Origin of the sequence: Pseudomonas sp. B21128, assembly GCF_044218865.1 — a bacterium.
Classification (GTDB): domain Bacteria; phylum Pseudomonadota; class Gammaproteobacteria; order Pseudomonadales; family Pseudomonadaceae; genus Aquipseudomonas; species Aquipseudomonas iridis.
Map to the genome: position 1 here is coordinate 1156720 of NZ_CP162590.1, position 25504 is coordinate 1182223.

The 25504-nt window shown below is 59.6% G+C and carries 25 protein-coding genes; 10 read left to right on the forward strand and 15 right to left on the reverse strand.

The window, feature by feature from the left end:
* Nucleotides 1-66 precede the first annotated feature (66 nt).
* Together AB4P91_RS05005 and AB4P91_RS05010 are read right to left on the reverse strand one after the other, a co-directional pair.
* Nucleotides 67-1374, reverse strand: coding sequence for a CitMHS family transporter (locus AB4P91_RS05005; RefSeq protein ID WP_395604430.1), 1308 nt, complete (start codon nucleotides 1372-1374; stop codon nucleotides 67-69).
* A gap of 370 nt (nucleotides 1375-1744) precedes the next feature.
* Nucleotides 1745-2071, reverse strand: a complete 327-nt coding sequence (locus AB4P91_RS05010; RefSeq protein WP_395604431.1) for a DOPA 4,5-dioxygenase family protein — start codon at nucleotides 2069-2071, stop codon at nucleotides 1745-1747.
* An 82-nt stretch (nucleotides 2072-2153) separates the two neighbouring features.
* On the opposite strand from AB4P91_RS05010, the gene AB4P91_RS05015 reads away from it, so the two are divergent.
* Nucleotides 2154-2816: an NAD(P)-dependent oxidoreductase gene (locus AB4P91_RS05015; RefSeq protein ID WP_150593302.1), complete on the forward strand. Its 663-nt coding sequence runs from the start codon at nucleotides 2154-2156 to the stop codon at nucleotides 2814-2816.
* Nucleotides 2817-2820: 4 nt separating this feature from the next.
* On the opposite strand, the gene AB4P91_RS05020 is transcribed toward AB4P91_RS05015, so the two are convergent.
* Nucleotides 2821-3771 carry a choline sulfate utilization transcriptional regulator gene (locus AB4P91_RS05020; RefSeq protein WP_395604432.1) on the reverse strand — a complete coding sequence of 317 codons (951 nt, stop codon included), beginning with the start codon at nucleotides 3769-3771 and terminating at the stop codon, nucleotides 2821-2823.
* Nucleotides 3772-3885: 114 nt separating this feature from the next.
* On the opposite strand from AB4P91_RS05020, the gene betC reads away from it, so the two are divergent.
* The 3 genes from betC to AB4P91_RS05035 all read left to right on the forward strand — a co-directional run bounded on the left by betC (nucleotide 3886) and on the right by AB4P91_RS05035 (nucleotide 8164).
* On the forward strand, nucleotides 3886-5400 hold the full coding sequence (gene betC, locus AB4P91_RS05025) for a choline-sulfatase (RefSeq protein WP_395604433.1): 1515 nt from the start codon (nucleotides 3886-3888) through the stop codon (nucleotides 5398-5400).
* Nucleotides 5401-5416: 16 nt separating this feature from the next.
* Nucleotides 5417-6337, forward strand: coding sequence for a choline ABC transporter substrate-binding protein (choX, locus tag AB4P91_RS05030; RefSeq protein ID WP_395604434.1), 921 nt, complete (start codon nucleotides 5417-5419; stop codon nucleotides 6335-6337).
* 258 nt (nucleotides 6338-6595) lie between these two features.
* Nucleotides 6596-8164: a SulP family inorganic anion transporter gene (locus tag AB4P91_RS05035; protein WP_395604435.1), complete on the forward strand. Its 1569-nt coding sequence runs from the start codon at nucleotides 6596-6598 to the stop codon at nucleotides 8162-8164.
* 118 nt (nucleotides 8165-8282) lie between these two features.
* On the opposite strand, the gene aroE is transcribed toward AB4P91_RS05035, so the two are convergent.
* Both aroE and hemF read right to left on the reverse strand, forming a co-directional pair.
* Entirely contained in the window at nucleotides 8283-9104 is an 822-nt protein-coding gene (gene aroE, locus AB4P91_RS05040) for a shikimate dehydrogenase (protein WP_150593307.1), read from the reverse strand.
* A gap of 9 nt (nucleotides 9105-9113) precedes the next feature.
* A complete protein-coding gene (gene hemF / locus AB4P91_RS05045; protein ID WP_115147895.1) occupies nucleotides 9114-10028 on the reverse strand; it encodes an oxygen-dependent coproporphyrinogen oxidase in 915 nt (304 codons plus the stop codon).
* Nucleotides 10029-10191: 163 nt separating this feature from the next.
* Here hemF and AB4P91_RS05050 point away from each other — a divergent pair, with 163 nt between their 5' ends.
* The gene (locus tag AB4P91_RS05050; protein ID WP_150593308.1) at nucleotides 10192-11169 is read left to right on the forward strand and encodes a quinone oxidoreductase; all 978 of its coding nucleotides are present in this window, start codon (nucleotides 10192-10194) and stop codon (nucleotides 11167-11169) included.
* Between the two features lie 7 nt (nucleotides 11170-11176).
* On the opposite strand, the gene AB4P91_RS05055 is transcribed toward AB4P91_RS05050, so the two are convergent.
* From AB4P91_RS05055 to AB4P91_RS05090, 8 genes are all read right to left on the reverse strand, one after another.
* Nucleotides 11177-12508, reverse strand: a complete 1332-nt coding sequence (locus AB4P91_RS05055) for a phenylacetate--CoA ligase family protein (protein ID WP_395604436.1) — start codon at nucleotides 12506-12508, stop codon at nucleotides 11177-11179.
* Nucleotides 12465-13733 carry an aminotransferase class I/II-fold pyridoxal phosphate-dependent enzyme gene (locus AB4P91_RS05060; protein ID WP_395604437.1) on the reverse strand — a complete coding sequence of 423 codons (1269 nt, stop codon included), beginning with the start codon at nucleotides 13731-13733 and terminating at the stop codon, nucleotides 12465-12467. The genes AB4P91_RS05055 and AB4P91_RS05060 overlap by 44 nt, the downstream gene beginning before the upstream one ends.
* Complete coding sequence (locus AB4P91_RS05065; RefSeq protein ID WP_395604438.1) at nucleotides 13730-14824, reverse strand: DUF3419 family protein; 1095 nt, start codon at nucleotides 14822-14824, stop codon at nucleotides 13730-13732. The genes AB4P91_RS05060 and AB4P91_RS05065 overlap by 4 nt, the downstream gene beginning before the upstream one ends.
* 42 nt (nucleotides 14825-14866) lie before the next feature.
* Nucleotides 14867-15601, reverse strand: a complete 735-nt coding sequence (locus AB4P91_RS05070; protein WP_150593312.1) for an iron-containing redox enzyme family protein — start codon at nucleotides 15599-15601, stop codon at nucleotides 14867-14869.
* Nucleotides 15579-16082: a hypothetical protein gene (locus tag AB4P91_RS05075; protein WP_234451806.1), complete on the reverse strand. Its 504-nt coding sequence runs from the start codon at nucleotides 16080-16082 to the stop codon at nucleotides 15579-15581. Before AB4P91_RS05075 ends, AB4P91_RS05070 begins: the two co-directional genes overlap by 23 nt.
* A gap of 444 nt (nucleotides 16083-16526) precedes the next feature.
* A complete protein-coding gene (locus tag AB4P91_RS05080) occupies nucleotides 16527-17084 on the reverse strand; it encodes an L-threonylcarbamoyladenylate synthase (protein WP_395604439.1) in 558 nt (185 codons plus the stop codon).
* A gap of 55 nt (nucleotides 17085-17139) precedes the next feature.
* A complete protein-coding gene (gene dprA / locus AB4P91_RS05085; RefSeq protein ID WP_395604440.1) occupies nucleotides 17140-18237 on the reverse strand; it encodes a DNA-processing protein DprA in 1098 nt (365 codons plus the stop codon).
* Between the two features lie 83 nt (nucleotides 18238-18320).
* Nucleotides 18321-19346 (reverse strand): LysM peptidoglycan-binding domain-containing protein, encoded by a 1026-nt coding sequence (locus AB4P91_RS05090; RefSeq protein WP_395604441.1) that lies wholly within the window; start codon nucleotides 19344-19346, stop codon nucleotides 18321-18323.
* A 159-nt stretch (nucleotides 19347-19505) separates the two neighbouring features.
* Between AB4P91_RS05090 and def the strand changes: the two genes are divergently transcribed.
* From def to AB4P91_RS05115, 5 genes are all read left to right on the forward strand, one after another.
* Nucleotides 19506-20012 carry a peptide deformylase gene (def, locus tag AB4P91_RS05095; RefSeq protein ID WP_042556915.1) on the forward strand — a complete coding sequence of 169 codons (507 nt, stop codon included), beginning with the start codon at nucleotides 19506-19508 and terminating at the stop codon, nucleotides 20010-20012.
* 71 nt (nucleotides 20013-20083) lie between these two features.
* Nucleotides 20084-21043, forward strand: coding sequence for a methionyl-tRNA formyltransferase (gene fmt / locus AB4P91_RS05100; protein ID WP_150593317.1), 960 nt, complete (start codon nucleotides 20084-20086; stop codon nucleotides 21041-21043).
* Nucleotides 21040-22350 (forward strand): 16S rRNA (cytosine(967)-C(5))-methyltransferase RsmB, encoded by a 1311-nt coding sequence (rsmB, locus tag AB4P91_RS05105; protein WP_395604442.1) that lies wholly within the window; start codon nucleotides 21040-21042, stop codon nucleotides 22348-22350. Before fmt ends, rsmB begins: the two co-directional genes overlap by 4 nt.
* 22 nt (nucleotides 22351-22372) lie before the next feature.
* Nucleotides 22373-23749, forward strand: a complete 1377-nt coding sequence (gene trkA / locus AB4P91_RS05110; RefSeq protein WP_150593319.1) for a Trk system potassium transporter TrkA — start codon at nucleotides 22373-22375, stop codon at nucleotides 23747-23749.
* A 168-nt stretch (nucleotides 23750-23917) separates the two neighbouring features.
* On the forward strand, nucleotides 23918-24232 hold the full coding sequence (locus AB4P91_RS05115; RefSeq protein ID WP_395604443.1) for a hypothetical protein: 315 nt from the start codon (nucleotides 23918-23920) through the stop codon (nucleotides 24230-24232).
* Between the two features lie 15 nt (nucleotides 24233-24247).
* Here the strand turns inward: AB4P91_RS05115 and AB4P91_RS05120 are convergent, their stop codons facing one another.
* Complete coding sequence (locus AB4P91_RS05120) at nucleotides 24248-24487, reverse strand: PilZ domain-containing protein (protein ID WP_042561928.1); 240 nt, start codon at nucleotides 24485-24487, stop codon at nucleotides 24248-24250.
* 121 nt (nucleotides 24488-24608) lie between these two features.
* On the reverse strand, nucleotides 24609-25496 hold the full coding sequence (locus AB4P91_RS05125; protein WP_150595881.1) for a lysophospholipid acyltransferase: 888 nt from the start codon (nucleotides 25494-25496) through the stop codon (nucleotides 24609-24611).
* Between the last annotated feature and the right edge of the window lie 8 nt (nucleotides 25497-25504).

Below are 25504 nucleotides of genomic sequence, written 5' to 3' on the forward strand. Positions count from 1 at the left end.
TTGTTAAACCACAAAGAGTCCGGCTTCAAACAGCGAAGCCGGGACTCTGTGCAGTGAGTCTTGGGCTTATAGAGTGCTGAAGAGCGGAAAAGTCCCCAACAGCAGTGCAGCAATCAGGATGCAGATACACACCAGGATCGCCCATTTCAGGGTGAAACGCTGGTGATCACCGAAATCAATCCCGGCCAGCGCCACCAACAGGTAAGTCGATGGCACCAACGGGCTCAGCAAGTGGACGGGCTGACCGACGATCGAGGCACGGGCCATTTCCACTGCCGTGATGCCGTAGTGGCTGGCAGCCTCGGTCAGCACTGGCAACACACCATAGTAGAACGCATCGTTGGACATGAAGAAGGTGAACGGCATGCTCACCAGCGCCGTGATTACCGCCAGGTAAGGGCCGAGGAAATCAGGGATCACTGCCAACAGGCTCTTCGACATCGCATCGACCATGCCGGTGCCGGTCAGGATACCGGTGAAGATGCCGGCCGCAAAGATCAGTCCGACCACTGCCAGCACGCTACCGGCGTGCGCCGCGACGCGATCCTTCTGCTGTTGCAGGCAAGGGTAGTTGACGATCATGGCAATACTGAACGCGACCATGAACAACACCGGCAGTGGCAACAGGCCGGCGATCAGCGTGCACATCAGGCCGAAGGTCAGGACGGCGTTGAACCAGATCAGCTTCGGACGACGGGCATCCGGGAACTGCGAAACGCTGATTTCGCTGTGATCGATCTCGTCGCCGATCAGGTGCAACTCGCCCAGACGCGCACGTTCGCGTTTGCCATAGAAGTAGGCGATGACCAGGATCGCCAACACACCAGCCGCCATGGCCGGGATCATCGGCACAAAAATGTCCGAAGGATCGACATGCAGCGCACTCGCCGCACGAGCGGTCGGACCACCCCACGGGGTCATGTTCATCACGCCACCGGCGAGGATGATCAGGCCAGCCATGATCCGCGGGCTCATGCCTATGCGGCTGTACAGCGGCAGCATCGCGGCCACGCAGATCATATAAGTGGTCGCGCCGTCACCATCAAGGGAAACGACGAGCGCCAGTACGGCGGTGCCGACCGAAACTTTCAGCGGGTCGCCCTTGACCAGTTTGAGGATCTTGCGCACGGCCGGGTCGAACAGGCCGGAGTCGATCATCAGGGCGAAATAGAGAATGGCGAACATCAGCATCACGCCAGTCGGCGCCAGCTTGGTGATGCCTTCGAGCATCATCGGGCCGATCTTCGGCGCGAAGCCACCGAACAGCGCAAACAGAATCGGGATGATGATCAGGGCAATCAGCGCGGACAGGCGCTTGGTCATGATCAGGAACATGAACGTGATGACCATGGCGAAGCCAAGGAAAGTCAGCATGGGATTACTCCAGGCGTAGCGCGGCTAGTTAAGTGAGCGGATCGGGCGAGATCAGCGCAGAACGGGAAGCACGAGGCGTACGGGCGGAGTGGCAACAAGAAAACGCGGGAAGAGGCGGGCTACAGAGGACATCAGAATCACCATTGTTGTTGTTAATTGGGCCGGGCGAGCGAGGTATCACACGCGTTGGCCAACCGGTCTGTTGCCGGAAGTGAGGGCGATCCTAATCGGGGAAGCTTTCAGCTACCTTTCGCGGGTGAAACCTTTGAATGAACGGTCAACCGATCGTCGGATGCGATCTAAGTCGATTTGCCAACGAGCAGCTGAGGTACGAGCGCGAAGAAACGCGTTGGATGGATCAACGACCTGATCAAAAAATAGACAAATCCAGCGTCCGCATCGCCCCCATCCAGATCGCATGCTCGGTGTGATCGAGCAAGTCATTGCCGGTGTCCGGGTGCAAAAACACCACCAGGCCTTCGCGGTTGAGTGCCAGCCACGGCAGCACCTCGCCGAGCAGCTCGGGGCGGAAGGCCAACTGGCAGCTCCAGTCGGGGTGCGGGCCGACCGGTCGTTCGTGAACGCGGCCCATCTTCAATGCAAACAACTGCGCGGCGCGTTCGCACAGTGCCCGTGCTTGTTCAATCGTGCCGGCGTCGAAATAGACGTGGGCGTGGTAGCCCTTGATCGCTTGCATCGCAAACCCTCTGAATTGGTTCGAACCCTCGACGTAGCCCGTATGTCACACGTCATACAAGGGATAACAAAAGGGATCAGCCATGAAAAATGCCGAAACCCCGGTGGTAAAAGTGGTGCTCTATGGTGCCATGAGTAGCCTGGGCGCTGCGTTGATGGCTGAACTGCTGCGCCGACAGCACGAAGTCATCGCCATTCTCGACGACCTGACCGCGCTCGCCCCGCGTCCAGGATTGCGCACCAAAAGCGGTGACCTGTTCGATTCCGAGCGGGTCAATCAAAGTGTCGCCGGCAGTTCGGCGGTGATCTGTTTGCTCGATGCGCCGGGGCTGCCATTCAGCAGCGACCATGTGGAACGCTCGGTGGTGCTTGGCCCAGTCGAACAGGTACTAGCCGTTGATGCTCTAGTCGACGGGCTGCAAGCGGCCAATGTTTCGCGGCTGTTTCTGGTGGGGGAGTTTGCCGTACTCGACGAGCCGGAGCTGGATGAACGCTTACAACGCCACGCTGCCGAAGAAATTCGTGAAGCGGTGCAAAGCAGTCCCCTGCACTGGACGCTGGTCAATGCGCCGCACGGCGTGGCCGGGCTGACCATTGAGCATTTCAGTCAGGTCGGCGGCAATCTGGAGCCGGGTCTGGCAGAACCGCTGGAACGCTTGAATCGCGTGGCGGTGGGAATTGCCGATGAACTGCAACTGAATCTGCATGTGGGTCAGCATGTGAATTTTGTCGCGGCGTCCGGCTGATTGATCACACTGCAATCGAAGGCAACGCGAGCCCGGCAAGGGATTCGGCACTGCTGGCCTGCTCATCCATCAACCAATCGACAAATTGCTGAATCAACACGCCACGCCGCTTGCGCTGCGGCAGTACCACGTAATAGCCAAGGCGCGACAGCGTGGCCTCGGCAATCGGTCGACACAGCAAGCCATGACCGAGCAAGTTATCCACAAGGTGACGCCAGCCAATCGCCACGCCTTGGCCGCCGATCGCCGCTTGGATCAGCAGTGTGTAATTGTCGAAACGCAATTGCCCCGGCGCCGGCGGGGTAGTGATGCCCAGTTCGCGGAACAGTCCACTCCAGTCAAACCAATTGCTGCTGTTTTCCCCCCGCAGGTGCAGCAACGGAAATTCCAGTAATGCCTGCGCGGTCAAGGGCAGGGCACGGTCCTTGAGCAAGAGCGGACTGCACACCGGGAACACTTCTTCGCTGAACAGCCAATGGCTTTCACCCTGTTTGAAACGCCCATCGCCAAACAGGATCGCCACGTCGATATCAGTGCGCAGCATGTTGTGGTTGCGCTCACTGGTGACCAGGCTGACGTCGACTTGCGGATTGGCTTCATGGAAGCGATGCAGACGTGGCATCAACCAATACGCAGCGAACGCAAAATCGGTAGCGACCTGCAGCACCTCATGTTGCTGCTGTGAGCTGATCGCACTCAAACCGGCGTCGATATTCTGCAAACCGAGGGTAACTTGCTCGAACAGGATAGTGCCGACTTCGGTGAGCTCGATGCCACGGTAGATTCGATCGAACAACCGTGAGCCCAGTTGCTCTTCCAGCCGTTTGATCTGCTGGCTGATCGCTGGTTGCGTGGTCCCAAGCTCCACCGCGGCGGCGGTAAAACTGCGATGCCTGGCAGCGGCCTCGAACGCGCGCAACAGGTCGAGCGACAGATCACCCAAGGCTTCATACATAAGCTGTGCTTATCCTAGTCATTGCCCGGCACGGGCTTTACCCGATAGAGCATGGACTCCATGCTCGATCGCAGCAATGTCGCATAAATATTCACTATGGAATGCCGCGATCACATGAAGCGCAAAAATATTCTTTTCATCATGGCCGATCAAATGGCCGCGCCAATGTTGCCGATCTATGGGCCTTCGCCAATCAAACTGCCCAATCTTTCCCGCCTCGCCGCCCAAGGCGTGGTGTTCGATGCCGCTTATTGCAACAGCCCGCTGTGCGCGCCGTCGCGTTTCACACTGGTCAGCGGACAGTTGCCGAGCAAGATCGGCGCCTATGACAACGCTGCCGATTTCCCCGCCGATGTGCCGACTTACGCCCACTACCTGCGTCGCCTCGGCTATCGCACGGCACTGTCGGGCAAGATGCATTTTTGCGGCCCGGATCAGTTGCATGGCTACGAAGAGCGCCTGACCAGCGATATCTATCCCGCCGACTACGGTTGGTCGGTGAATTGGGACGAGCCGGACGTGCGGCCGACCTGGTATCACAACATGTCTTCGGTGCTGCAAGCCGGGCCGTGCGTGCGCACCAATCAACTCGATTTCGATGAAGAGGTGGTGTTCAAGGCGCAGCAATATCTGTTCGATCACATTCGCGAGGATGGCGATCAGCCGTTCTGCCTGACCGTGTCGATGACACACCCACACGATCCGTACACAATTCCCAAGGCATTCTGGGATTTGTACGACGATGCCGATATCCCGTTGCCTACAACGCCGCCTCAGCACGAACTCGATCCGCACTCGCAACGGCTGCTGAAGGTTTATGACCTGTGGGATAAACCCTTGCCTGTGGATAAGATTCGCGACGCGCGCCGTGCGTACTTCGGCGCTTGCAGCTATATCGATGCCAACGTCGGCAAACTCCTGCAAACCCTCGAGGAAACCGGGCTGATCGACGACACCATCATCGTTTTCTCCGGCGACCATGGCGACATGCTTGGCGAGAAAGGCCTCTGGTACAAAATGCACTGGTACGAGATGGCGGCGCGCGTCCCCCTGTTGATAAGTGCGCCGGGCCAGTTTGGCGCGGGTCGGGTCAGCGCTGCGGTGTCCACCGCCGACCTGTTGCCAACCTTCGTCGAACTGGCTGGCGGCACGCTGGAGCCAGGTCTGCCCCTGGATGGGCGATCACTGGTACCGCACCTGCAAGGGCAGGGCGGTCATGACGAAGTGTTCGGCGAGTACATGGCCGAAGGCACGATCAGCCCGCTGATGATGATCCGCCGGGGCGCCTACAAATTTATCTACAGCGAAAGCGACCCTTGCCTACTCTATGACGTAGACAACGATCCGCGAGAAATGGAAGAACTCAGCCAATCGCCACTTCATCGGCAGCTTTTCGACGATTTTCTCGTCGAGGCGCGCGCCAAGTGGGATATCCCGGCAATCCACCGGGACGTTCTCGCCAGCCAGCGCCGCCGCCGTTTTGTCGCCGATGCGTTAACCATCGGCAAGCTGAAGAGCTGGGATCACCAGCCGTTGGTGGACGCCAGTCAGCAGTACATGCGCAACCACATCGACCTCGATGATCTGGAGCGCAAGGCCCGTTATCCACAACCCTGCCAAAACCAATAATGTGAAGGGGAAGTCCATGCGCAAGTTATCCACAGCTGTGACGTTTGGCCTGATGGCGCTCAGCAGCGCCTCGGCATTTGCCGAGCAAAGCTGCGCCACGGTAAAAATGGCCGACCCCGGCTGGAGCGACATCGCCGCAACCAACGCCATTACCGGGTTTCTGCTGGACGGCATGGGCTACAAGGCCAAGGTCGACACCCTCGCGGTGCCGATCACCTTCGGCGGTTTGAAGGACGGTCAGGTGGATGTATTCCTCGGCAACTGGATGCCGGCACAGCAGGGCTTCTACGATAAATTCGTGGCTACCGGCGATGTCACGCAACTGGCGAAGAACCTCGACGGCACCGAGTTCACCCTGGCCGTGCCGGACTATGTGTGGGATGCGGGAGTGCATGACTTTGCCGACCTGAACAAGTTTGCCGACAAGTTCGACAAGAAGATCTACGGCATCGGCTCGGGCGCCCCGGCGAATATCTCGTTGCAGGAAATCATCAAGAAGAACGACTTCGACATGGGTCAGTGGAAACTGATCGAGTCCAGCGAACAGGCGATGCTCGCCGAAGTATCACGGGCGGTGAAAAAGCAGAAATTTGTCACCTTCCTCGGCTGGACCCCGCACCCGATGAACGTGCAATTGAAAATGCATTATCTGAAGGGCGGCGAGAAATACTTTGGCGACACCGGCAGCGTGTTCACCCTGACGCGCAAGGGTTACGCCGAGGCGTGTCCGAATGTGGGTAAATTGCTGACCAATCTTGCGTTCACTCAGGAGATGGAGAACAGCATCATGGCCGAGGTAGTGAACAAGAAGATCACTAATACCGAGGCGGCTAAGGCTTGGATCAAGGCTAATCCTGCGGTCTTGGACAAGTGGCTGGAGGGGGTGAAGACGTTGGATGGCAAGGATGCGTTGGCGGCGGTTAAAGCCAAGCTCTGATCGTGGGGTTGCCGAAATTGTGCTCGGCTTGAGATTTTTGCCCCCTCACCCCAACCCTCTCCCCCAGAGGGGCGAGGGGGAAAGGGAGCTGATCTGTGGTGTATTCAGAACCTGAGTTCGGCGCAGACTTTTCTCGTCGGCGTAATTCGACCAGACACCTCGGTCAGTCCCCTCTCCCTTTGGGAGAGGGCTAGGGTGAGGGGCTTTTCCCCCTGCCACCCTGATAACCTTGAACAAAATCCCCAACCGCGAGGACCCATGGCCTTCCCCAGTCGCCACTCACTGTTTCCCTTCCTCACCTGGCTACCCCGGCAAACCCGCGCCAGCGTCGGACGGGATCTGATCGTTGGCCTCAGCGGTGCGATTCTCGCGTTACCTCAGTCGATTGCCTACGCGCTGATCGCCGGTCTCCCACCAGAGTACGGCCTCTACGCGGCGATCATCCCGGTGCTGATCGCCTGTCTGTGGGGTTCGTCGTGGCATCTGATCTGCGGCCCGACCGCGGCGATTTCGATCGTGCTTTACGCCAGCGTCAGTCCACTGGCCGTTCCGGCATCCCAGGACTACGTCACCCTGATCCTGTTGCTGACCTTCCTCGCCGGGGTATTTCAATGGGTGCTTGGCTTGCTCCGGTTTGGCGCGCTGGTGAACTTCGTCTCGCATTCGGTGGTGCTCGGTTTCACCCTTGGCGCGGCGGTGGTGATTGCCATTGGGCAATTACCAAATCTGCTAGGGCTGGAATTGCCAGCCAAAGCCACGGCGCTGGACAGTTTGATGGATCTGCTGCAACACCTTCGGGCTGTGGATAAGCCTTCGTTGCTGCTCGGAGTGGCCACGGTGGCCGTCGGCGTTGTGCTGAAACAGTGGCTGCCGCGCTGGCCGACGTTGTTGATAACCCTGGTGCTGGCCAGTCTGCTGGTGTGGCTGTGGCCGGCGATGTTCGGCCACGTGCATCTGGTCAGCGCATTTGTCGGGCGTTTGCCGCCGTTCAGCGGGTTGCCGCTGGATCTGGATTTGATCCTGCGCCTGCTACCCAGCGCGGTGGCGGTGGGCATGTTGGGGCTGGTCACCAGCCTGTCGATTGCCCGTTCGATATCTGCACGTTCGCAGCAGTTGCTCGATGCCAATCAGGAAGTTCGCGCGCAGGGCCTTTCGAACATTGTCGGGGCGTTCTTTTCCGGATCGCTGTCGGCGGGCTCGTTCACCCGCTCGGGCCTCAGTTATGAGGCCGGCGCTTGCTCACCGCTGGCGGGCGTGTTTTCGGCGCTCTGGGTGGCATTGTTTGCGATTTTTGGTGCAGGACTGATCGCGCACATCCCGATTCCGGCCATGGCCGCCAGCATTTTGCTGATCGCCTGGGGGTTGGTCGATCATCGCGGGATTCGCTCGTTGCTCAGGGTCAGCCGCGCCGAGTTCGTGGTAATGGCGCTGACCTGCCTGGCCACTCTGCTGCTGGAGTTGCAGACCGCGATCTACGCCGGCGTGCTGGCGTCGCTGTTCTTCTACCTCAAACGCACTTCGCAGCCGCGGGTGCAGCATTGGCGTGATGGCGAGGATGATGTGCTGGGGGTCGGCGGCTCGATCTTCTTCGGCGCCAGCCATTATCTGCAAGTGCGTTTACAGCGCATGCACGGCGCGCGGGTGGTGATCGAGGCGCAGCAGATCAACTTCATCGACTATTCGGGGGTGGAGATGTTGCATCAGGAAGCGCGGCGCCTGTTGGGCCAGGGTCGCAGCCTGACCCTGCGCGGTGCGCGGCCGCAGGTGGTGGAGGAACTGCGCAAGCTGGACGGGCCAGAGAAATGCCCGATCCGGTTTGAGGATTGACCCAACAAGCACTGCAAAACTCTGCGGGAGCGAGCCTGCTCGCGAAAGCGGACTGTCTGACACATCAATGTTGGATGTGCCGACGTTTTCGCGAGCAGGCTCGCTCCCACATGGGTAATTACTGCGCCAACTGACGGCGTAGTTCGGCCAGAACCGGCGCCGTGTCCGGACGCACGCCGCGCCACAAATAGAACGCCTCCGCCGCTTGCTCGGCGAGCATGCCCAAACCATCCATCGACACCGCCGCACCGTGCTCACTGGCCCAACGGCAGAACGCGGTCGGTTCTTTGCCGTACATCATGTCGTAGCACAGGGTTTGGCCCGGCTCGATCAGGCTCGGCGCAATCGGCGGTACATCGCCGGTGAGGCTGGCGGAAGTGGCGTTGATGATCACGTCTACCGGCTCGCGCAGCCAATCAAAACCGCTGGCCGACACCGGCCCCAGATCGCAAAACAATTCCGCCAGCAACTCGGCCTTGTCTACCGTACGGTTGGCGATGATCACCGACGCGGGTTTCTCCGCCAGCAAAGGCTCCAGCGCTCCACGCACGGCGCCACCGGCACCGAGCAGCAAGATGCGTTTGCCGGTCAGACTGAAACCGGCGTTTACCGTCAGATCCCGCACCAGTCCGGCGCCGTCGGTGTTGTCGCCGAGCAGCGAACCGTCGGCCAGTTTGCTCAAGGTATTCACCGCACCCGCCCGTCGCGCGCGGGCCGTCAGGCTGTTAGCCAGGCGATAGGCGTCTTCCTTGAACGGCACAGTGACATTGGCGCCGCGACCTTCGCGGAAAAACGCCGTGGCGCAGCCGGCAAAGTCGTCGAGCGGCGCCAGCAACGTGGCGTAGTCGAGGCTCTCGCCGGTCTGCTCGGCGAACAGCTTGTGGATCATCGGCGATTTGCTGTGGCCGATCGGGTTACCGAAAACGACGTAACGATCCATCAGATGTCCTCAGGCTTGAGTCAGCCAGTCACGGTCTTGCAGGAAGTACTCGGTCAGGCGCGCTTCTTCGCTGCCAGGTTCAGCCTTCCAGTCGTAGCCCCAGCGTACTTGCGGCGGCAGCGACATCAGGATCGACTCGGTACGCCCGCCCGATTGCAGGCCGAACAGCGTGCCACGGTCGTACACCAGGTTGAACTCGACGTAGCGGCCACGGCGGAATTCCTGGAACTCGCGTTGCTGGGCGGTGAACGCATCGTGCTTGCGGCGCTGCACGATTGGCAGATAGGCGTCGATATAGGCATCACCAATGGCGCGCATAAAGGCGAAACTGGTGTCGAAATCCCACTCGTTCAGGTCATCGAAAAACAAGCCGCCGATGCCGCGCGGTTCGTGGCGATGCTTGATGTGGAAGTAGGTGTCGCACCACGCCTTGTACCGCGGATAAACGTCCGGGCCGAATGGCGCGCAGGCCTGTTCGGCGACGCGGTGCCAATGGATGCAGTCTTCTTCGTTGCCGTAGTAAGGCGTCAGGTCGAAGCCGCCGCCGAACCACCAGACTGGCTCCTCACCTTCTTTTTCGGCGATGAAAAAACGCACGTTGGCGTGAGAGGTCGGCACGTGTGGGCTGTGTGGATGAATCACCAACGACACGCCGAGCGCCTCAAAACCGCGACCGGCCAATTCCGGGCGATGGGCACTGGCCGACGGTGGCAGACCACTGCCGAAGACGTGGGAAAAGTTGACGCCACCCTTTTCGATCAGCGTGCCGTTTTCAATAACGCGAGTGCGACCGCCACCGCCGGCAGGCCGGGTCCAGGCGTCTTCGACGAAGCGCGTGCCGCCATCCTCGGTTTCGAGTGCGGCGCAGATGCGGTCTTGCAGGTCGAGCAGATAGGCCTTTACGGCGTCGGTGCGGGTCGTCATGGCTTCACCTTGAATCGGGGCATCACTACGCGGCAACCCGCAGGCGGGGGTCGGCGCAAATGGGCGCGTAGCATACCACCGCAGGCCAACGCGCCGCAGTTGACGAAGATCATGCATAAGCGTTGGATAGGGACCTTACAAAAGACCCAAGGAGAGCAGGCAGATGGCAAAGCGTATCCAGTTCCGCGCCCACGGCGGTCCCGAAGTACTCGAGTTTGTTGATTACGAACCCGCCGCGCCCGGCCCGAATCAGGTGCGCGTAGCCAACAAGGCTATCGGCCTGAATTTCATCGACACCTATTTCCGCAGCGGCCTCTACGCACCGCCAGCCTTGCCGTCCGGCCTGGGCTCGGAAGGTGCAGGCATTGTTGAGGCGGTGGGCAGCGAGGTGACCCGTTTCAAGGTCGGTGACCGCGTCGCGTACGGCAGCGGCCCGCTGGGCGCCTACAGCGAATTGCACGTCCTGCCTGAAGCCAATCTGGTGAAGCTGCCGGACCAGATCAGCTTCGAAACCGCCGCTGGGGTGATGCTCAAGGGTTTGACCGTGCAGTACCTGCTGCGTCAGACCTATGAACTCAAGGGCGGCGAGACCATTTTGTTCCACGCCGCAGCGGGGGGCGTGGGTTCGCTGGCCTGCCAATGGGCCAAGGCGCTGGGCGTGAAACTGATCGGCACCGTCAGCTCGAAGGAAAAAGCCGAACTGGCCAAGGCCAACGGTGCCTGGGCGACCATCGACTACAGCCACGAAAATGTTGCCGAACGCGTGCTGGAATTGACCGACGGCAAGAAAGTCCCGGTGGTCTATGACGGCGTTGGCAAGGACACTTGGCTGACCTCGCTGGACAGCGTGTCGCCACGCGGGTTGGTGGTGAGCTTCGGCAATGCTTCCGGCGCAGTCGACGGCGTGAATCTGGGCATCCTTTCCGCCAAGGGCTCGCTCTACGTCACCCGGCCTACATTGGCCACCTATGCCAACAATGCGCAGAACCTGCAGCGCATGGCCGATGAACTGTTCGAGATGATCATCAGCGGCAAGCTCAAGGTCGATATCAGCCAGCGCTATCCATTGGCTGAAGCGGCGAAGGCGCAGACCGAGCTGTCGGCTCGGCGCACCACCGGTTCGACCATCCTGTTGCCTTGAAAACACGCTACCCCGGGGAGGCCGGGGTAGCCTCCAACTCAATAAAAAACGGCGTCTTGCCCGCAGCAGTTATTTCGAAACGGCTGCGAGCCAGACGCTGCACCTGCAATCCCAAAACACCGGGCAACCTGAGCAATGCGCTTGCCTGCGCCTCATTGTGCAACGCCTGTTCAATGGCGGCTTCTGCGCCGGACGGCAGTTTGTCCTGAGCAATGACCAGACACATGCACACACCGTTGGCCTGTCGATTGATCTGTACCTGAATGTCGTTGAAGGCCAGCTGTGGCAACGCCTGTGCGAGTACGCTCATCACCTGTCGCTGTGTGATGATTGCGCCACCCAGCTTGATCGATGTCTCTACCCGCCCCTCAAGTTGCAACACGGGCAAGGCGCTGCCACAGGCGCAATTCGCCCCATTGCGCAGGATTCGCCCACGATCACCAATCCGGTAACGCAACAGCGGCACGTGATCGGGCAGCAAGGATGTCAGCAGGAACTCACCGCTCTCGCCCGCGGCCACTGCTTGCAAGGTGAGTGGGTCCACCACTTCGATGAACATCGCATCGGCGTGCAGATGATAAAAACCGTGCCCAAGGTGCCCGCATTGATAGCCGATAGGGCCGGTTTCCGTCGAGCTGTAGCCCAGCGACCGAAGCCTTATCGCCGGCCAGCCCCGGACAAGCTGTTCGCGCAATTGAGGACCGCAGGGTTCCCCGATGTAGTAAAGCCATCTCAGGCTGACCAATTGCTGGGCATCGATTTCATCGTGGTTGAACAGCGCCGCGGCGAAGGAAGGCGTGCAAATCAACGCATCGGCCGCTTGCGACTGAATCAACGCGGCAATTCGCTGAACCCCCATTAATGAACCGGCGGGCAGCAGACGCGCGCCGATATGCTGCACGATCGCCGCTGCATACTGGAAAGCCCCCTGCATTTCGCCCGCGGTCAGGCAATTGATGACCACACCCGGGCGTTCGTCCGCCACGCCAAACATTCGCGCCCCCAGCGGCACGATGCTGGCGTTGAACGCCCAGGAATGGGTGATGTGTTTGCGGTTACCGGTGCTGCCGCCCGACGTCAGGGTCAGGCCGCCACCCGGCGCACGGTGCGACGCTTCGCCAAGCGCGGAAAACAGCACACCGCCATGCTCGTCCTCCACGGCCTGAATCGGCAGGCGCTGCAAATCCTTCAGATTGTGCACATGGAGGATCGGCGGACACAGCGCACAGAACCACGGCAGTGACTGCGCATGGGCCAATTTGTGCGCAAAGGCCTGGTTGGCAGAGAGCACGGGATCATCGCTCATCGTCACGACCACTCTGGCGAATGCCCAACTCATCGAAACCGCCACGGACGGCATTGGCCAGTCTCTCCAATTGGACCTGGTTGTGAGTCGCGCTGACGGCCAGACGCAGAATCGCTTCGCCTTTGGCCACCACCGGAAACATGGCGGTGGTAACGGCTATGGCCTTTCGCCGCAGGTGCAACGCCAGACTGATGGCATCACGCTCGGCGCCGACGCGGACGAAACGAATGGGCGAGGCGACTTCATGGTTGCCCAGCACCGGCCCGAGCAGGTTGTCGATCAGGGCAACATTTCGCCACAGGGCCGCCTGCAACTGTCCCAGCTCCGGCGAAAGGTGAATGTCCGCAGACGCTACCGCCGCACCGACGCCGCCCATCGACAATGGCCCGCCGAAGGTATAGGTCGACGCATGGCGGCGGATCATTTCAGCATCGGCTTCGGTATAGACCGTGATCGCTCCGCCCGTGGCACCAAATGCCTTGGACAGCGAGGACAGAAGAATCAGGCGATCGCGCCGTCGCTCACCGGCAGCAACGAGTGCATACCCTCCGCCTGTTACGCCGTGAATCGAGGTGCCGTGTGCGTCATCGGCATACAGATAGCCTTCAAAGCGTTCCGCCAGTTGTAACAGCCGATTGATCGGATACAAACCCCGCATCGAGCCAATGCTGTCCGTGAGGATGATGGGTGTATTGCCAGCGGCTACCGCTGTCGAGCAAGCCTGTTCGACTTGCTCCACGTCATTGCAGTCGCATCGCTGTACAGGGCCGAACTGCCACAGGATCCCTTGCAGCACCTGCATTGAGGCGTGGGCCGTCCGGTCGACGATCCAGCCCGGGCCACGACGCAACGGATAGGACGGTAACTCGCCTGAGCCCAATAACGGCAGGCAGCCCAGATGCGCACTGCCCACCGAGTTGAAGGTCACCGTGTAGCCCTGGAATATCTGGTTCAACTGCTCGTCGAGTTCGCGCATGGGCGGTAGCAGTACGCGGGTTCGTGCGGCGGCGAATTGCACGCCGAAGGATTTCACGGTGCTCACCGCGCTTTGAATCAGACGCGGGTCGCACTCCAGTCCCAGGTAAGAACATGAGAGAAACTCGGTCAGCCGCTCACCGCTGCTCAACTCGATGGTCTTGCCCTCACGGCTCACCAGTTTCAGGCCATTGAGGCCGGCATCAAACAGCTGCTGCTGATCGTCACGGGCCTGACGCACACGGTTTTTGACCCAGTTGACGGTGGGGTGCTGATTGTTCATCGGGATACCTGCAAAGGTGTCGTCTGGCGGTAGACCTGCACGCGCCAGAGCTGGGTTTTTTCACGTGTGATCGCTTCCTGGTACTGGGCAGTGATATCGCAGAAGCCTGCACAATCGGGTTGGACGATGTGCAAATGTCCACGCATGACCAACAGCGCCTTGTCGGCAAGGGACGGGCGCAGCCGTTGCAGGACACTCGCTCCAGCGACCTGGGGCATGAAGGAAGGCACGTCCGAGAGCGATACGAAATCGACGTCCGTGTGTTTGGCGGCGCAATCGATGATGTCGGCCTGCACGATGCGCAACTCACACTGCTGAATGGCCTCCCGGGCGCGCTTGAAGATCCGCGGATCGCACTCCAGCGGGAAACCTTCCGGGTAGCGCAGCTCACCAAAAAAAAGCATTTGCAGAAAGAAGCTTTCGCGCACGACCTGCGTGCTAAACAAGGTATGGAAAATGTCCAGATACGCTGCGCGGGAGCTGATACCCAGGTTGTTGGGTGGAAACGATCCTTTGTATAACAGCGAATTGAGCACCGCGGCGTTGCCCAGCAGCGAGATCACAGCCCGCCAGCGCCTGAGAGGAAACCGGGTTCGGTAATAATCGGTTTGCTCGCCGAGATCGCAGCACTGAAAAATCTCTCTCCCCGCCTCGCCGGTAAACAGTCGATTGACCTTCGCCAATCGCTGCAAAGTCTGTTCAAAGGCCCCCATGTAGATCGGCGCCTGCCAATGACGTGTTTGGAAAAACTCCGCCAGCCAGTGGCGATCGACACGCGGCAGATCCAGTTGCTCAAGTATGGATTGGCGTCGCGACGGCAAAACCCCTGGGTGGTAACCCATGAAGTCCATAAACGATGTGTAATCGGTCTGTTCCAGCAGAGCAAAGCGCAGTCGCGTGAACGTCAGTTGCGGCGCACTGATATCGACGCAAGTCATGCGTGCGGGGTTGCGGGCCAGCAACGGCAGCAGCCGCCCGCCACTTCCCGCGACGCCGACCACGTGCCTGGCCCGCAGGGGCAAGATGGCGTATTCCAGTGCGGTGTCTTCATCCCCCAGCGCATAGTTCAGTCGCTCGAAATAGTCAGCCATGCCTGCCCCCGTGCGCCATTCGGGAAAAACGCCGTGAAGGACTCATGAGTTATCCAGTGCGTGCAGGAAGTCATAGCGAGGTGCGAGGCCGTTTTGCCAAGCCTCATACTGTTCATAGACGGCTTCAAGCATGTTGCCGGTCAAACGCAAACTGGTTTCCATCACGGTAGCAACGGCGTCCCAATCGGATTGATCTTTGCAAGTTCGCTGCAGGATGAGTTTGATTTCATTGAAGTGTTCGACATCAATATCGGAGTGAGCAATAAAGAATGTCAGCTGAGCCGGTTTTAACGACAGTGTTTCGCTCAAGCTGTTAATAAGCGGATTAATAAATTGATAGGCGTTTTCTGCCCAATAACTGTATCCCAGTCGTTGCAGGGGATTACCGGTAAAAGAGATCCAGTATAAGTAGGCAATTAACACTTCGGTGGCCGGAAGCGCCGTCGGTATATCGAAGGCTTCATTCTTGAGACCCAGACTCATGACGTCATGCAGTGCCATTTTTTCATGGCCGACCTCTTGCGCCGCATGCTCAAAACAAAATTTTGCATACACCGGATTATCGGCATGGCGCACGCCCACCAAACCCTGGTTTCGCGCATTGTGTGCGGTGTAGTGGAACGTCTCGATCATGTAAATCGCATACAAGGCCTTCGAAACGCCGCCGCCGCGGATGGCTTTGACCAGCCGCGAGTTATCAAGAATATCGGCCCATACATTTTCGATTCGTTCGTCCAGCAGGCTCAACTGTTGTTCAAAACTGGCATGCGCGGTCATCGTGACTCTCCGGTGAATTGAGGGCGGTGTGGGCGGGTTGTTGTACGGCTGCGAGGATCTGCGGCCATTGCGCTGAGAGCAGCCAGTAATCGCCGCGTGCGCGTTGTTCGATATGCAGGGAGTCGGTAGTGATCGATGTCAGGCCGAAGCGCTGGAACAGCCGCCGTTGGGGTGATCGGCACAGGGCGGTGACACCCTCATAACCGCGCTTGATCGCCCATTCGGTGGCCGATGCCAGCAGGCAGTTGACCGACACCGGCAGGTGACCTTGGGAGAGGGTGATCAACCGGCTGAACTCGACATGACGCGACAGTGCCTGGGTTGGCGAAAGATGCTGATGCGCCAGTGATGCCCATTCAAAGGGTGAGGGTGTCACTCTCAATACCGCCATCAACTGGTCTTGTTGATAGAGCAGGAAGTGCGTGCTGCGGGCCGTTATCGCCAGGCTTGTTTCCAGCAAACGGGCTCTGGAGGTCAGCATGTAGTGTTGCAATCGCAACCGAAACTGGCGACCAATAAACCGTTCAAACTCTCGCGTGTCTGATCCGGCTTCAAGCGTAACCACACGACAATTTTCAGGCTGACGTTTTAATGTCGACTGAAGTGCCTGCAGATAATCCGTGAGTTGTAAATCCGTAGTATCCATTCCTTCTCCGCAGACGTTAACTTATCAAAGTTTTCTGAGCGCATTGAAATGATGGATGCTTTTAGAAATATCGCCACTGCGGGATTTCTGATAATGACGTAGGAAAAATTACTAAAAATGGATACTTGTCGATTAGTCCGACACATTAAAGACAGATATAAACAAAAAGTTGTTGTGTTTTAAGAGTTACTTGAAGGAAAAATCGCAGGCATATGTAGTACTCCTCGCCTTGAAAGCCGAGGAGTGCCACTTATATCTCTATAAACTTGAAACGGAACGTCAGTCAGGACGAATGACGTTACCGCTGACCAGGTCACGGATGACGCTGGGGTTCTTGCGCCCACCCAGTTGTCCACTCAATACCAGGTCAATCTGTCCGCGGAAATACTGCTCGACCCTCAAGCGCGTGCGCGCCGCCGGACGTCCTTGCGGGTTGGCCGATGTCGAAATCAGCGGCCCGACCATTGAGCACAAGTCACGCACCTGCGGGTGATCACTGACCCGCAGCGCGACGGTGTCATGCACCCCTGTGACCCATTCCGGCAACAAGTTCTGATGCGGCACCAGCCAGGTGTTCGGGCCTGGCCAGGTGCTGGACATGCGGTCGATCCAGTCCTGCGGGAAGTCTTCAAACAGAAAGTCGAACTGGCGAATATTATCGGCGACCAGAATCAGGCCCTTGTCGACCGAACGGTTCTTGATCGCCAGCAATCGGTCCACCGCTTCTTCATTCCACGGATCGCAACCCAGCCCCCAGACAGCTTCGGTTGGATAGGCAATCACCGCCCCGGCGCGAATCTCTCGCGCGGCTTGTTGCACACGCCAACTGTTGACCATGAAAAAACTCTCCACAAACAGGTTTCGCGCAGTTTACCGATCTTCCTTGTAAAACCTAGCTCGTCCTGGCCAGCCAGCGACCGTTTTCGCACACCGCACGGCCATCCATTTCCAGTTCCGTGAGGGCCACCAACACTTTGGGCAAGGCCCAGCCACTGCTTTCAGCCAAGCCCTCGCTGGTATGCGGTGCGGCGTGCAGCAACGTGAGCAGTGGATGAGTCTCGTGAGGCGTATCCAAAGCCATCGGTAAATGCTGCCAGCCGCGCAGGGCTTCGAGGATGTGCTCTATGGTTTCGACCAGCACTGCGCCATCTCGAATCAACTGGTGACAGCCACGCGCGCCTGGGTGGTGAATCGAGCCGGGAATGGCGTAAACCTCTCGTCCCTGTTCCGCCGCCAACCGCGCAGTGATCAGCGAACCGCTGGCGACACTCGCCTCGACCACCAGCACGCCAAGGGACAAACCACTGATGATCCGGTTGCGCCGCGGGAAGTTGCTGGCGCTTGGGCCGGCATCCAGCGGAAACTCCGAAAGCACGGCGCTGCCCGAGGCAATCATCGCGTCGGCCAGCCGCCGATTGCGCTGTGGATAAAAATTTTCCAGGCCGGTGCCCAGCACACCCACGGTTTGCCCGCCGACATCCAGCGCGGCCTGATGCGCGGCGGCATCAATGCCCAGCGCCAGACCACTGGTGATGACAAAACCGGCGCCCGCCAGGCAGCGAGAGAAGGCTGCGGCGGTGTCCATTCCCGGACGCGAAGCACGGCGGCTGCCAACCATCGCCAGTTGCGGTTTTTCAATAATCAGTGGGTCACCCGCGACGAACAACAACGGTGGCGGATCCGGGATCTGCGCAAGCAGCGCCGGATAATCTGCTTGATCCCACATCAGTAAATGTTGATTGGGCCGCTCTAGCCAGCGCATTGCGTGGCTTGCGCCATCGCGCACTTCAGGACATCGTCGCGCCTCGGCACACGCCGCCGGCAATCCCAGCGAACGCCAGGCACTGGCCGGGGCACTGATGGCTTTGGACGCCGAGCCAAAGGCTTCAAGCAATTTGAGAAAGCGCTTCGGACCGATTGTCGGCAAGCGGTGCAGGCGCAGGCGCGCTTCCAGTTCCGCAGGGGAAACCGGCGTACAGACAGGCAGCATAAAGGATCAATCCTTGATCGTTATAAGCCCCGAACCATTCGGAGCAAGCTGTGGATAACTCTGTTGGTAACTTGTTAAGCACGCTACGGATTTCGCACCTTGTCGAGCACCGCCAATGAGCGCGATGCGTTAAGGACGAGGCCGTAGCTGAGTTTGTCGTAGGTGCGGAACACCATCAGTAACCCGGCACGTTCGTCAGGGATTTTGAGTGGCTGACCGGTGATCCGGTCGCGCACGGTTTCGCCGGTTTTCATCACCACCAGCACATTGCCTTCAGCCAGGCCGTCACGCTTGCCCTTGTTCAGGGTGACGACGTCCATTGCGCCAATCTGGGTAACACCGCGCGGCACGTCGATGATCACGCCGTTGATGTTGCTGGTCGGCGCGCTGGGCATGAAGGTCGAGTTGATCGAGCGCTCTTCGCCGCCGAACAAGCGGTCGCCGAGGCGTACTTCCTGTGTGGTGCGTTGCAGGGCGAGGGTGGCGACATCTCCCTCGGTGGCAACGATTTCTCCGCCACCAATGTCATCGGCATTGATCCCGAGAAACTCCTTGGTCTGCGGATCGGTGTAAATCTTGCCCTGTCGAAAGATGCCGTAAACCGGCTGATCCGGGTCGAAGTGGCCACGAGCGAAAATGCGGTCGCCGGTACCGCTGAGCACCCGTTCGGCATCGCCGGCGACGATGTACGGCGCCTTGTCGAAGTCTTCGGCCTTGTCGACGATGCGATTGCTCAACAGAAAGCTGTTGATGGATTTGAGTGGAATGCTCGGAATCGCCTCGGCCACCGGGCTGGTGCGAATGCGTGGGGAGAGCTTGATGGTGCCGCGCGACTCGCCGCGATTGAGGGTCAGACGCGGCTGGCCGTTGACGTAACTGAGCGTCAGCGTGTCGCCGGGGTAGATCAGGTTGGGGTTCTCGATCTGCGGATTGGCCCGCCACAGTTGTGGCCACTGCCAAGGCTCGCGCAGGTATTTGCCGGAAATGTCCCAGAGTGTGTCCCCCGAAACCACCGTGTATTGCTGTGGAAAACCATCCCTGAGTTGCACTTGCCCGTGCGCCGCGCCAGCCGAAGCCAACAGCAGCAGGGCGAGTAGTGTTTTCCTCATGCAGTGAATCCCTTTATCATGTGCGCTCGCGTGAATCGTCAGAGCCCCCGTGGCTCGCTTGAGCAAAATGCACAAGCTACGCTTCACAACGGTAGCCTGCATCTTCGGACCTGCCAGGCCATCGACCCGACTTTACTCAACACGTGCAGCAATCAGCCTATGGCCATTTTAAACATCCTCGAATTTCCGGACCCGCGTCTGCGTACTATCGCCAAGCCTGTGGCTGTAGTGGACGACGAAGTGCGTCAGTTGGTCGATGACATGTTTGAAACAATGTATGAAGCGCCGGGCATCGGCCTCGCCGCGACCCAGGTCAACGTGCACAAACGTATCGTCGTGATGGACCTTTCCGAAGACCGCTCCGAGCCGCGGGTATTCATCAACCCCGAGTTCGAATCGCTGACCGAAGAAATGGATCAGTATCAGGAAGGCTGCCTTTCGGTGCCCGGCTTCTACGAAAACGTCGACCGTCCGCAGAAGGTCAGGATCAAGGCGCTGGACCGCGACGGCAAGCCCTATGAACTGATTGCCGAAGGCCTGCTCGCCGTGTGCATCCAGCACGAATGCGACCACCTCAACGGCAAATTGTTCGTCGATTACCTGTCCACGCTCAAACGCGACCGGATCAAGAAGAAACTGGAAAAGCTCCATCGCCAGAACGCTTGATGCCCTCCTTCAAAGGCTTGCTGCGGCAAGCCTTTTTCTTTTTATGAAGCTTTGCCATAGAGAACCATTCAATGACTGAGCCACTGCGCATCGTTTTTGCCGGTACTCCGGAATTCGCCGCCGAGCACCTCAAGGCCCTGCTGAGCAGCCCTTACGAGATCGTTGCGGTCTACACCCAACCGGATCGTCCAGCCGGTCGCGGGCAAAAACTGATGCCGAGCCCGGTTAAACAGCTGGCGCTGGAAAATAATATCCAGGTGTTGCAGCCGCCGACGTTGCGCAATGCTGACGCTCAGGCTGAACTCGCTGCATTGAAGCCGGATTTGATGGTCGTGGTCGCCTACGGCCTGATCCTGCCGCAAGTGGTGCTCGATATTCCGCGTCTGGGCTGCATCAACAGCCACGCATCCTTGCTGCCACGCTGGCGCGGGGCGGCGCCGATCCAGCGCGCCGTCGAAGCGGGTGATGCCGAAAGCGGCGTGACCGTGATGCGCATGGAAGCCGGCCTCGACACCGGTCCGATGTTGCTCAAGGTCGTCACGCCGATCACCGGCGAAGACACCGGCGGCACGCTGCACGACCGTCTCGCCGAGATGGGCCCGCCGGCCGTGGTGCAAGCGATTGCCGGTCTGGCGGCTGGCACTCTTGAGGGCGAAGTGCAGAACGATGACCTCGCCACCTACGCGCACAAACTGAACAAGGACGAAGCACGCATCGACTGGAGCCGTCCGGCCATTGAGCTGGAACGACTGGTGCGCGCCTTCAACCCATGGCCGATCACCCACAGCACCCTCAACGGTGAAGCGCTGAAAGTGCTGGCGGCAACATTTGCCGACGGTAAAGGCGCACCGGGTGAAATCCTCAGCGCCAGCAAGGACGGTTTGATCGTCGCGTGCGGCGAGCAAGCGCTGTGCCTGACCCGTCTGCAATTGCCGGGCGGCAAGGCGCTGAATTTCAGCGACCTGTTCAACAGCCGTCGTGAAAAATTCGCCGTCGGCACCCTCCTTGGCGCAGCGGTGGACGCGCAATGAACCCTCGTCTGGCCGCCGCCAAGGCGCTCGCCGCCGTACTGAGCGGCAAAGCCTCGCTCAACAGCTCTCTGCCGACGCAATTGGACAAGGTCGAGGATCGCGATCGCGGTTTCACTCAGGATCTGGCGTTCGGCACCGCGCGCTGGCAGCCACGGCTGTCGGCGCTGGCGGAAAAACTCCTGCAAAAGCCGTTCAAGGCTGCGGATGCCGATGTCGAGGCGTTGCTGCTGGTCGGCCTCTATCAGTTGCTTTACACCCGCGTCCCGGCCCACGCAGCTATCGGTGAAACCGTCGGTTGCGCCGACAAGCTGAAAAAGCCTTGGGCCAAGGGTCTGCTCAATGCCGTATTGCGCAATGCCCAGCGTGAAAGCGAAACGATTTTCGCTGAGCTGGAACGCGACCCAGTGGTACGCACCGCTCACCCGCGCTGGCTGCAAAAATCCCTGAAGGCCTTCTGGCCAGAGCAGTGGGAAGCGATCTGCGAAGCGAACAACGCGCATCCGCCGATGATCCTGCGGGTCAACCGTCGCCATCACAGCCGCGACGCCTACCTCGGTCTGTTGACTGAAGCCTGTATCGCGGCGACGCCGTGTGTCTTCAGCCGCGACGGCATCATTCTTGAAGCCGCTGCCGATGTGCGCAGCCTGCCGGGGTTCGCCGAAGGCTGGATCAGCGTGCAGGACGAAGCCGCTCAACTGGCTGCCGATCTGCTCGATCTGGCGCCGGGCCAACGGGTGCTCGACGCCTGCTGCGCACCCGGTGGCAAGACTTGCCACATCCTTGAAGCCGAGCCCGCACTGGCCGACGTGGTGGCGGTGGATCTGGAAGCCAAGCGTCTGGTGCGCGTGCGAGAAAACCTCGAACGCCTCGGTTTGAGCGCAGAGCTGATCGCCGCTGACGGCCGTGATATCGAGAAGTGGTGGGATGGCAAACCGTTCCAGCGCATCCTGCTCGACGCACCGTGCTCGGCCACCGGGGTGATCCGCCGTCATCCGGACATCAAGCTGACCCGTCAGCCCGACGACATCGTCGCCCTCGCGCAACTGCAAGGCGAGTTGCTCGACGCGATGTGGAAAACCCTCGAAGTCGGCGGCATCCTGCTTTACGCCACCTGCTCGACCCTGCCGACCGAGAACACCGAAGTCATCGCTGCGTTCCTGGAGCGCACCCCTGGCGCACGCGAGCTCGACCTGGCCACGACTGCCGGGATCAAGCAGCCCCATGGTCGCCAACTGCTGGCCCAGCAGGGCGGACATGACGGTTTCTACTACGCCAAACTGATCAAGATCGCTGCCGCACGCGGCTAAACGGATTCATTGGAGTGACTGGATGAAAATCATCATCCTTGGTGCAGGACAGGTCGGCGGTTCGCTGGCTGAACACCTGGCGAGCGAAGCCAACGACATTACCGTGGTCGACACCGATGGCGAGCGCTTGCGCGACCTCGGCGATCGCCTCGACATCCGCACCGTGCAGGGCCGTGGCTCGCTGCCATCGGTGCTGCGCCAGGCCGGCGCCGACGACGCCGACATGCTGGTGGCCGTGACCAACAGCGACGAAACCAACATGGTTGCCTGTCAGGTCGCCCACACGCTGTTCCACACCCCGACCAAGATCGCCCGGGTGCGCGAAGCGTCCTATCTGAACCGCGAAGAGCAGCTGTTCCAGAACGAAGCCATTCCGGTCGACGTGTTGATCAGCCCCGAGCAAGTGGTGACCAACTACATCAAGCGCCTGATCCAGCATCCCGGCGCTTTGCAGGTGATCGACTTTGCCGAAGGCAAGGCGCAACTGGTGGCCGTGCGCGCTTACTACGGCGGACCTCTGGTCGGTCAGCAATTGCGGCAATTGCGCGAGCACATGCCGAATGTCGAGACCCGCGTCGCTGCAATTTTCCGCCGCGACCGACCGATTTTGCCGCAAGGCAACACGGTGATCGAAGCCGATGACGAAGTCTTCTTCATCGCCGCGCGTGAGGATATTCGCGCCGTGATGAGCGAAATGCGCCGTCTCGATGAGACTTACAAGCGCATCGTCATCGCCGGTGGCGGGCAGATCGGCGAGCGGCTGGCCGAAGCCATTGAAAGCCGTTATCAGGTGAAGATCATCGAGATGAGCCCGGCGCGCTGCCGCTATCTCTCCGACACCCTCGACAGCACCGTGGTGCTGCAGGGCAGCGCGTCGGATCGCGACTTGCTGATGGAAGAGAACATCGCCGACGCGGATATTTTCCTCGCGCTGACCAACGACGACGAAGCCAACATCATGTCGTCGCTGCTGGCCAAACGGCTGGGGGCGAAGAAGGTGATGACGATCATCAACAACCCGGCTTACGTCGACCTGATCCAGGGCGGCGACATCGACATTGCCATCAGCCCGCAACTGGCGACCATCGGCACGCTGCTGGCCCACGTGCGCCGTGGCGATATCGTCAGCGTGCATTCATTGCGTCGCGGTGCGGCGGAAGCGATCGAGGCGATTGCCCACGGTGATGCCAAGTCCAGCAAGGTCATCGGCAAGCCCATCGAGAAAATCGGCCTGCCGCCGGGCACCACCATCGGCGCGGTGATCCGCAATGATCAAGTGATCATTGCCCACGACGATACGGTGATCGAAGCGGGCGACCATGTGATTCTGTTCCTTGTGGATAAAAAGCATATTCGTGATGTGGAGAAGCTGTTCCATGTGGGGTTGAGCTTCTTCTGATCCGGATTATCTGGTGATCAGACTGGCCCTATCGCTGGCAAGCCAGCTCCCACAGGTTATTGGGTTGTTCATGGATAGGTTGTACATCCGAGAACCCTGTGGGAGCTGGCTTGCCAGCGAGGGCAGCGCCACAAATCTTCACTGACATACCACCAAAGGAATCCACCCATGCTCGAATCCCTGGAAAAAATGCTCGCCAAGGGTGTGGATAACTCCCTGCTGCGCTTCGGTCTGGGCAAGGGTTACCTGGATCTTGGGGAAAACGCCAAGGCCGCCGAGCATTTCCAATGCTGCGTGGGCTTCGATCCAAAGTATTCCGCGGCGTGGAAACTGTTAGGCAAGGCGCAATTGGCGCAGGGCGATCACGCCGCCGCGCGTCAGGCGTGGGGACACGGTCTGGAAGCCGCCCGCGCTCATGGCGACAAGCAGGCCGAGAAAGAGATGACGGTGTTTTTGAAGAAGCTTGATCGTCAGGCGCTGTAGATCAGCGGATCTTATTCACAAGTAACGAAGACCGATGCCCTCGGCATCCACTGTCACCACTTCCATCCGCACTCGCGGCGCGCCTGTGGGTAAATCCTGCACCTGGCCATAGACCACCGCGCCTTTGGGCAACGATGCGAGGCGCGGATGCTGGACATAGACGCCGGTGGGCGACAGATTGCGGGTCTGGCCGAGGCAATCGCCGAAGCTGTCATGGCTGATCTTGATGCGGAATGATTTGCGGTGTTCGGACATCTTCATGCGCCCTTCGCTGAACTTCTATTGTGGATAACGGGAGGAAGATCAAACGATCGTCCGATCACCTCCCGAATCTGCGGCAACGCCTACATGTTATCCACAGAGTGTGCCAAGTCGGTTAATACCAGCGTTCCTCGCCCGGTGGACGCTTCTTGAAACGCTTCATGCTCCACATGTACTGGCTTGGATACGCCGCCACGTAACGCTCGACGACTTTGCTCATGGCCGCGCAGGATTCGGCGGTATCGGTGCTGTACATGGCTTCTGGCGCGGCTTCGAGGATCACTTTGTAGCCGGAGCCATCGGGCAGACGCAGCGCATGCAGAAACACGCCAACGGCTTTGCCACCGGCCAACATGTTCGGCACGAATTTGCTGGTCAGCGCCTGCGTGGCGAAGAAGGGCACGAAGATCCCCGCTGATTCGGCCGGTTCCGGGTCAGCGGGAATGCCCACTGCACCACCTTTGCGCACTTCCTTGATAACGCTGAGGATGCCTTCCTTGGTCGACGCCGCGACTTTGTTGCCCAGTTGCACGCGCTGCTTGCGCAGCAATTCATCCACAGCCTTGAGCTTGGGTGGACGGTAGAAAATGATCGGTTTGCACTGGCTGCAATAGAAGTGGTTGAGCACTTCCCAGTTGCCCAGGTGGCTGGTGATGCCGACCACGCCTTTGCCCGAGGCCAGTGCTTCTTTGAGGACGTCGAGCCCTTCGACTTCACGCACCAGGTCGATGGAGCGCTGGGCCGGCCAGATCCACGCGCAGGCACTTTCAGTCAGGGACTTGCCGATGTCTTTCAGACTCTGCCCGACCAGACGCTCGCGCTCGGCCGGGTCCATCTGTGGAAAACACTTGGCGAGGTTGATCCGCACTACATCGCGGGAGCGGTTGGGGGTTTTCCACATGATCCAGCCAATTGCCGAACCCACGGCCTGCACCGCCCGCCATGGCAGCAGGGCAAACAGCCGCAGAGCGCCTACCAGCAAGGCGCCTTTAAACTTTTCCACAGGTCACT

Coding starts and splice junctions, on each gene's coding strand:
- AB4P91_RS05080 (WP_395604439.1), bottom strand. CDS start 17,084: ATGGTCAACAGTTGGCGTGTGCAACAAGCCGCGCGAGAGATTCGCGCC.
- AB4P91_RS05120 (WP_042561928.1), bottom strand. CDS start 24,487: ATGTCCGAACACCGCAAATCATTCCGCATCAAGATCAGCCATGACAGC.
- AB4P91_RS05055 (WP_395604436.1), bottom strand. CDS start 12,508: ATGAGTTGGGCATTCGCCAGAGTGGTCGTGACGATGAGCGATGATCCC.
- dprA (WP_395604440.1), bottom strand. CDS start 18,237: ATGCTGCCTGTCTGTACGCCGGTTTCCCCTGCGGAACTGGAAGCGCGC.
- hemF (WP_115147895.1), bottom strand. CDS start 10,028: ATGACGACCCGCACCGACGCCGTAAAGGCCTATCTGCTCGACCTGCAA.
- AB4P91_RS05035 (WP_395604435.1), top strand. CDS start 6,596: ATGGCCTTCCCCAGTCGCCACTCACTGTTTCCCTTCCTCACCTGGCTA.
- AB4P91_RS05010 (WP_395604431.1), bottom strand. CDS start 2,071: ATGCAAGCGATCAAGGGCTACCACGCCCACGTCTATTTCGACGCCGGC.
- AB4P91_RS05115 (WP_395604443.1), top strand. CDS start 23,918: ATGCTCGAATCCCTGGAAAAAATGCTCGCCAAGGGTGTGGATAACTCC.
- AB4P91_RS05020 (WP_395604432.1), bottom strand. CDS start 3,771: ATGTATGAAGCCTTGGGTGATCTGTCGCTCGACCTGTTGCGCGCGTTC.
- AB4P91_RS05050 (WP_150593308.1), top strand. CDS start 10,192: ATGGCAAAGCGTATCCAGTTCCGCGCCCACGGCGGTCCCGAAGTACTC.
- def (WP_042556915.1), top strand. CDS start 19,506: ATGGCCATTTTAAACATCCTCGAATTTCCGGACCCGCGTCTGCGTACT.
- AB4P91_RS05065 (WP_395604438.1), bottom strand. CDS start 14,824: ATGGCTGACTATTTCGAGCGACTGAACTATGCGCTGGGGGATGAAGAC.
- AB4P91_RS05005 (WP_395604430.1), bottom strand. CDS start 1,374: ATGCTGACTTTCCTTGGCTTCGCCATGGTCATCACGTTCATGTTCCTG.
- rsmB (WP_395604442.1), top strand. CDS start 21,040: ATGAACCCTCGTCTGGCCGCCGCCAAGGCGCTCGCCGCCGTACTGAGC.
- AB4P91_RS05070 (WP_150593312.1), bottom strand. CDS start 15,601: ATGACCGCGCATGCCAGTTTTGAACAACAGTTGAGCCTGCTGGACGAA.
- fmt (WP_150593317.1), top strand. CDS start 20,084: ATGACTGAGCCACTGCGCATCGTTTTTGCCGGTACTCCGGAATTCGCC.
- AB4P91_RS05015 (WP_150593302.1), top strand. CDS start 2,154: ATGAAAAATGCCGAAACCCCGGTGGTAAAAGTGGTGCTCTATGGTGCC.
- betC (WP_395604433.1), top strand. CDS start 3,886: ATGAAGCGCAAAAATATTCTTTTCATCATGGCCGATCAAATGGCCGCG.
- AB4P91_RS05060 (WP_395604437.1), bottom strand. CDS start 13,733: ATGAACAATCAGCACCCCACCGTCAACTGGGTCAAAAACCGTGTGCGT.
- aroE (WP_150593307.1), bottom strand. CDS start 9,104: ATGGATCGTTACGTCGTTTTCGGTAACCCGATCGGCCACAGCAAATCG.
- choX (WP_395604434.1), top strand. CDS start 5,417: ATGCGCAAGTTATCCACAGCTGTGACGTTTGGCCTGATGGCGCTCAGC.
- trkA (WP_150593319.1), top strand. CDS start 22,373: ATGAAAATCATCATCCTTGGTGCAGGACAGGTCGGCGGTTCGCTGGCT.
- AB4P91_RS05075 (WP_234451806.1), bottom strand. CDS start 16,082: ATGCTGACCTCCAGAGCCCGTTTGCTGGAAACAAGCCTGGCGATAACG.
- AB4P91_RS05090 (WP_395604441.1), bottom strand. CDS start 19,346: ATGAGGAAAACACTACTCGCCCTGCTGCTGTTGGCTTCGGCTGGCGCG.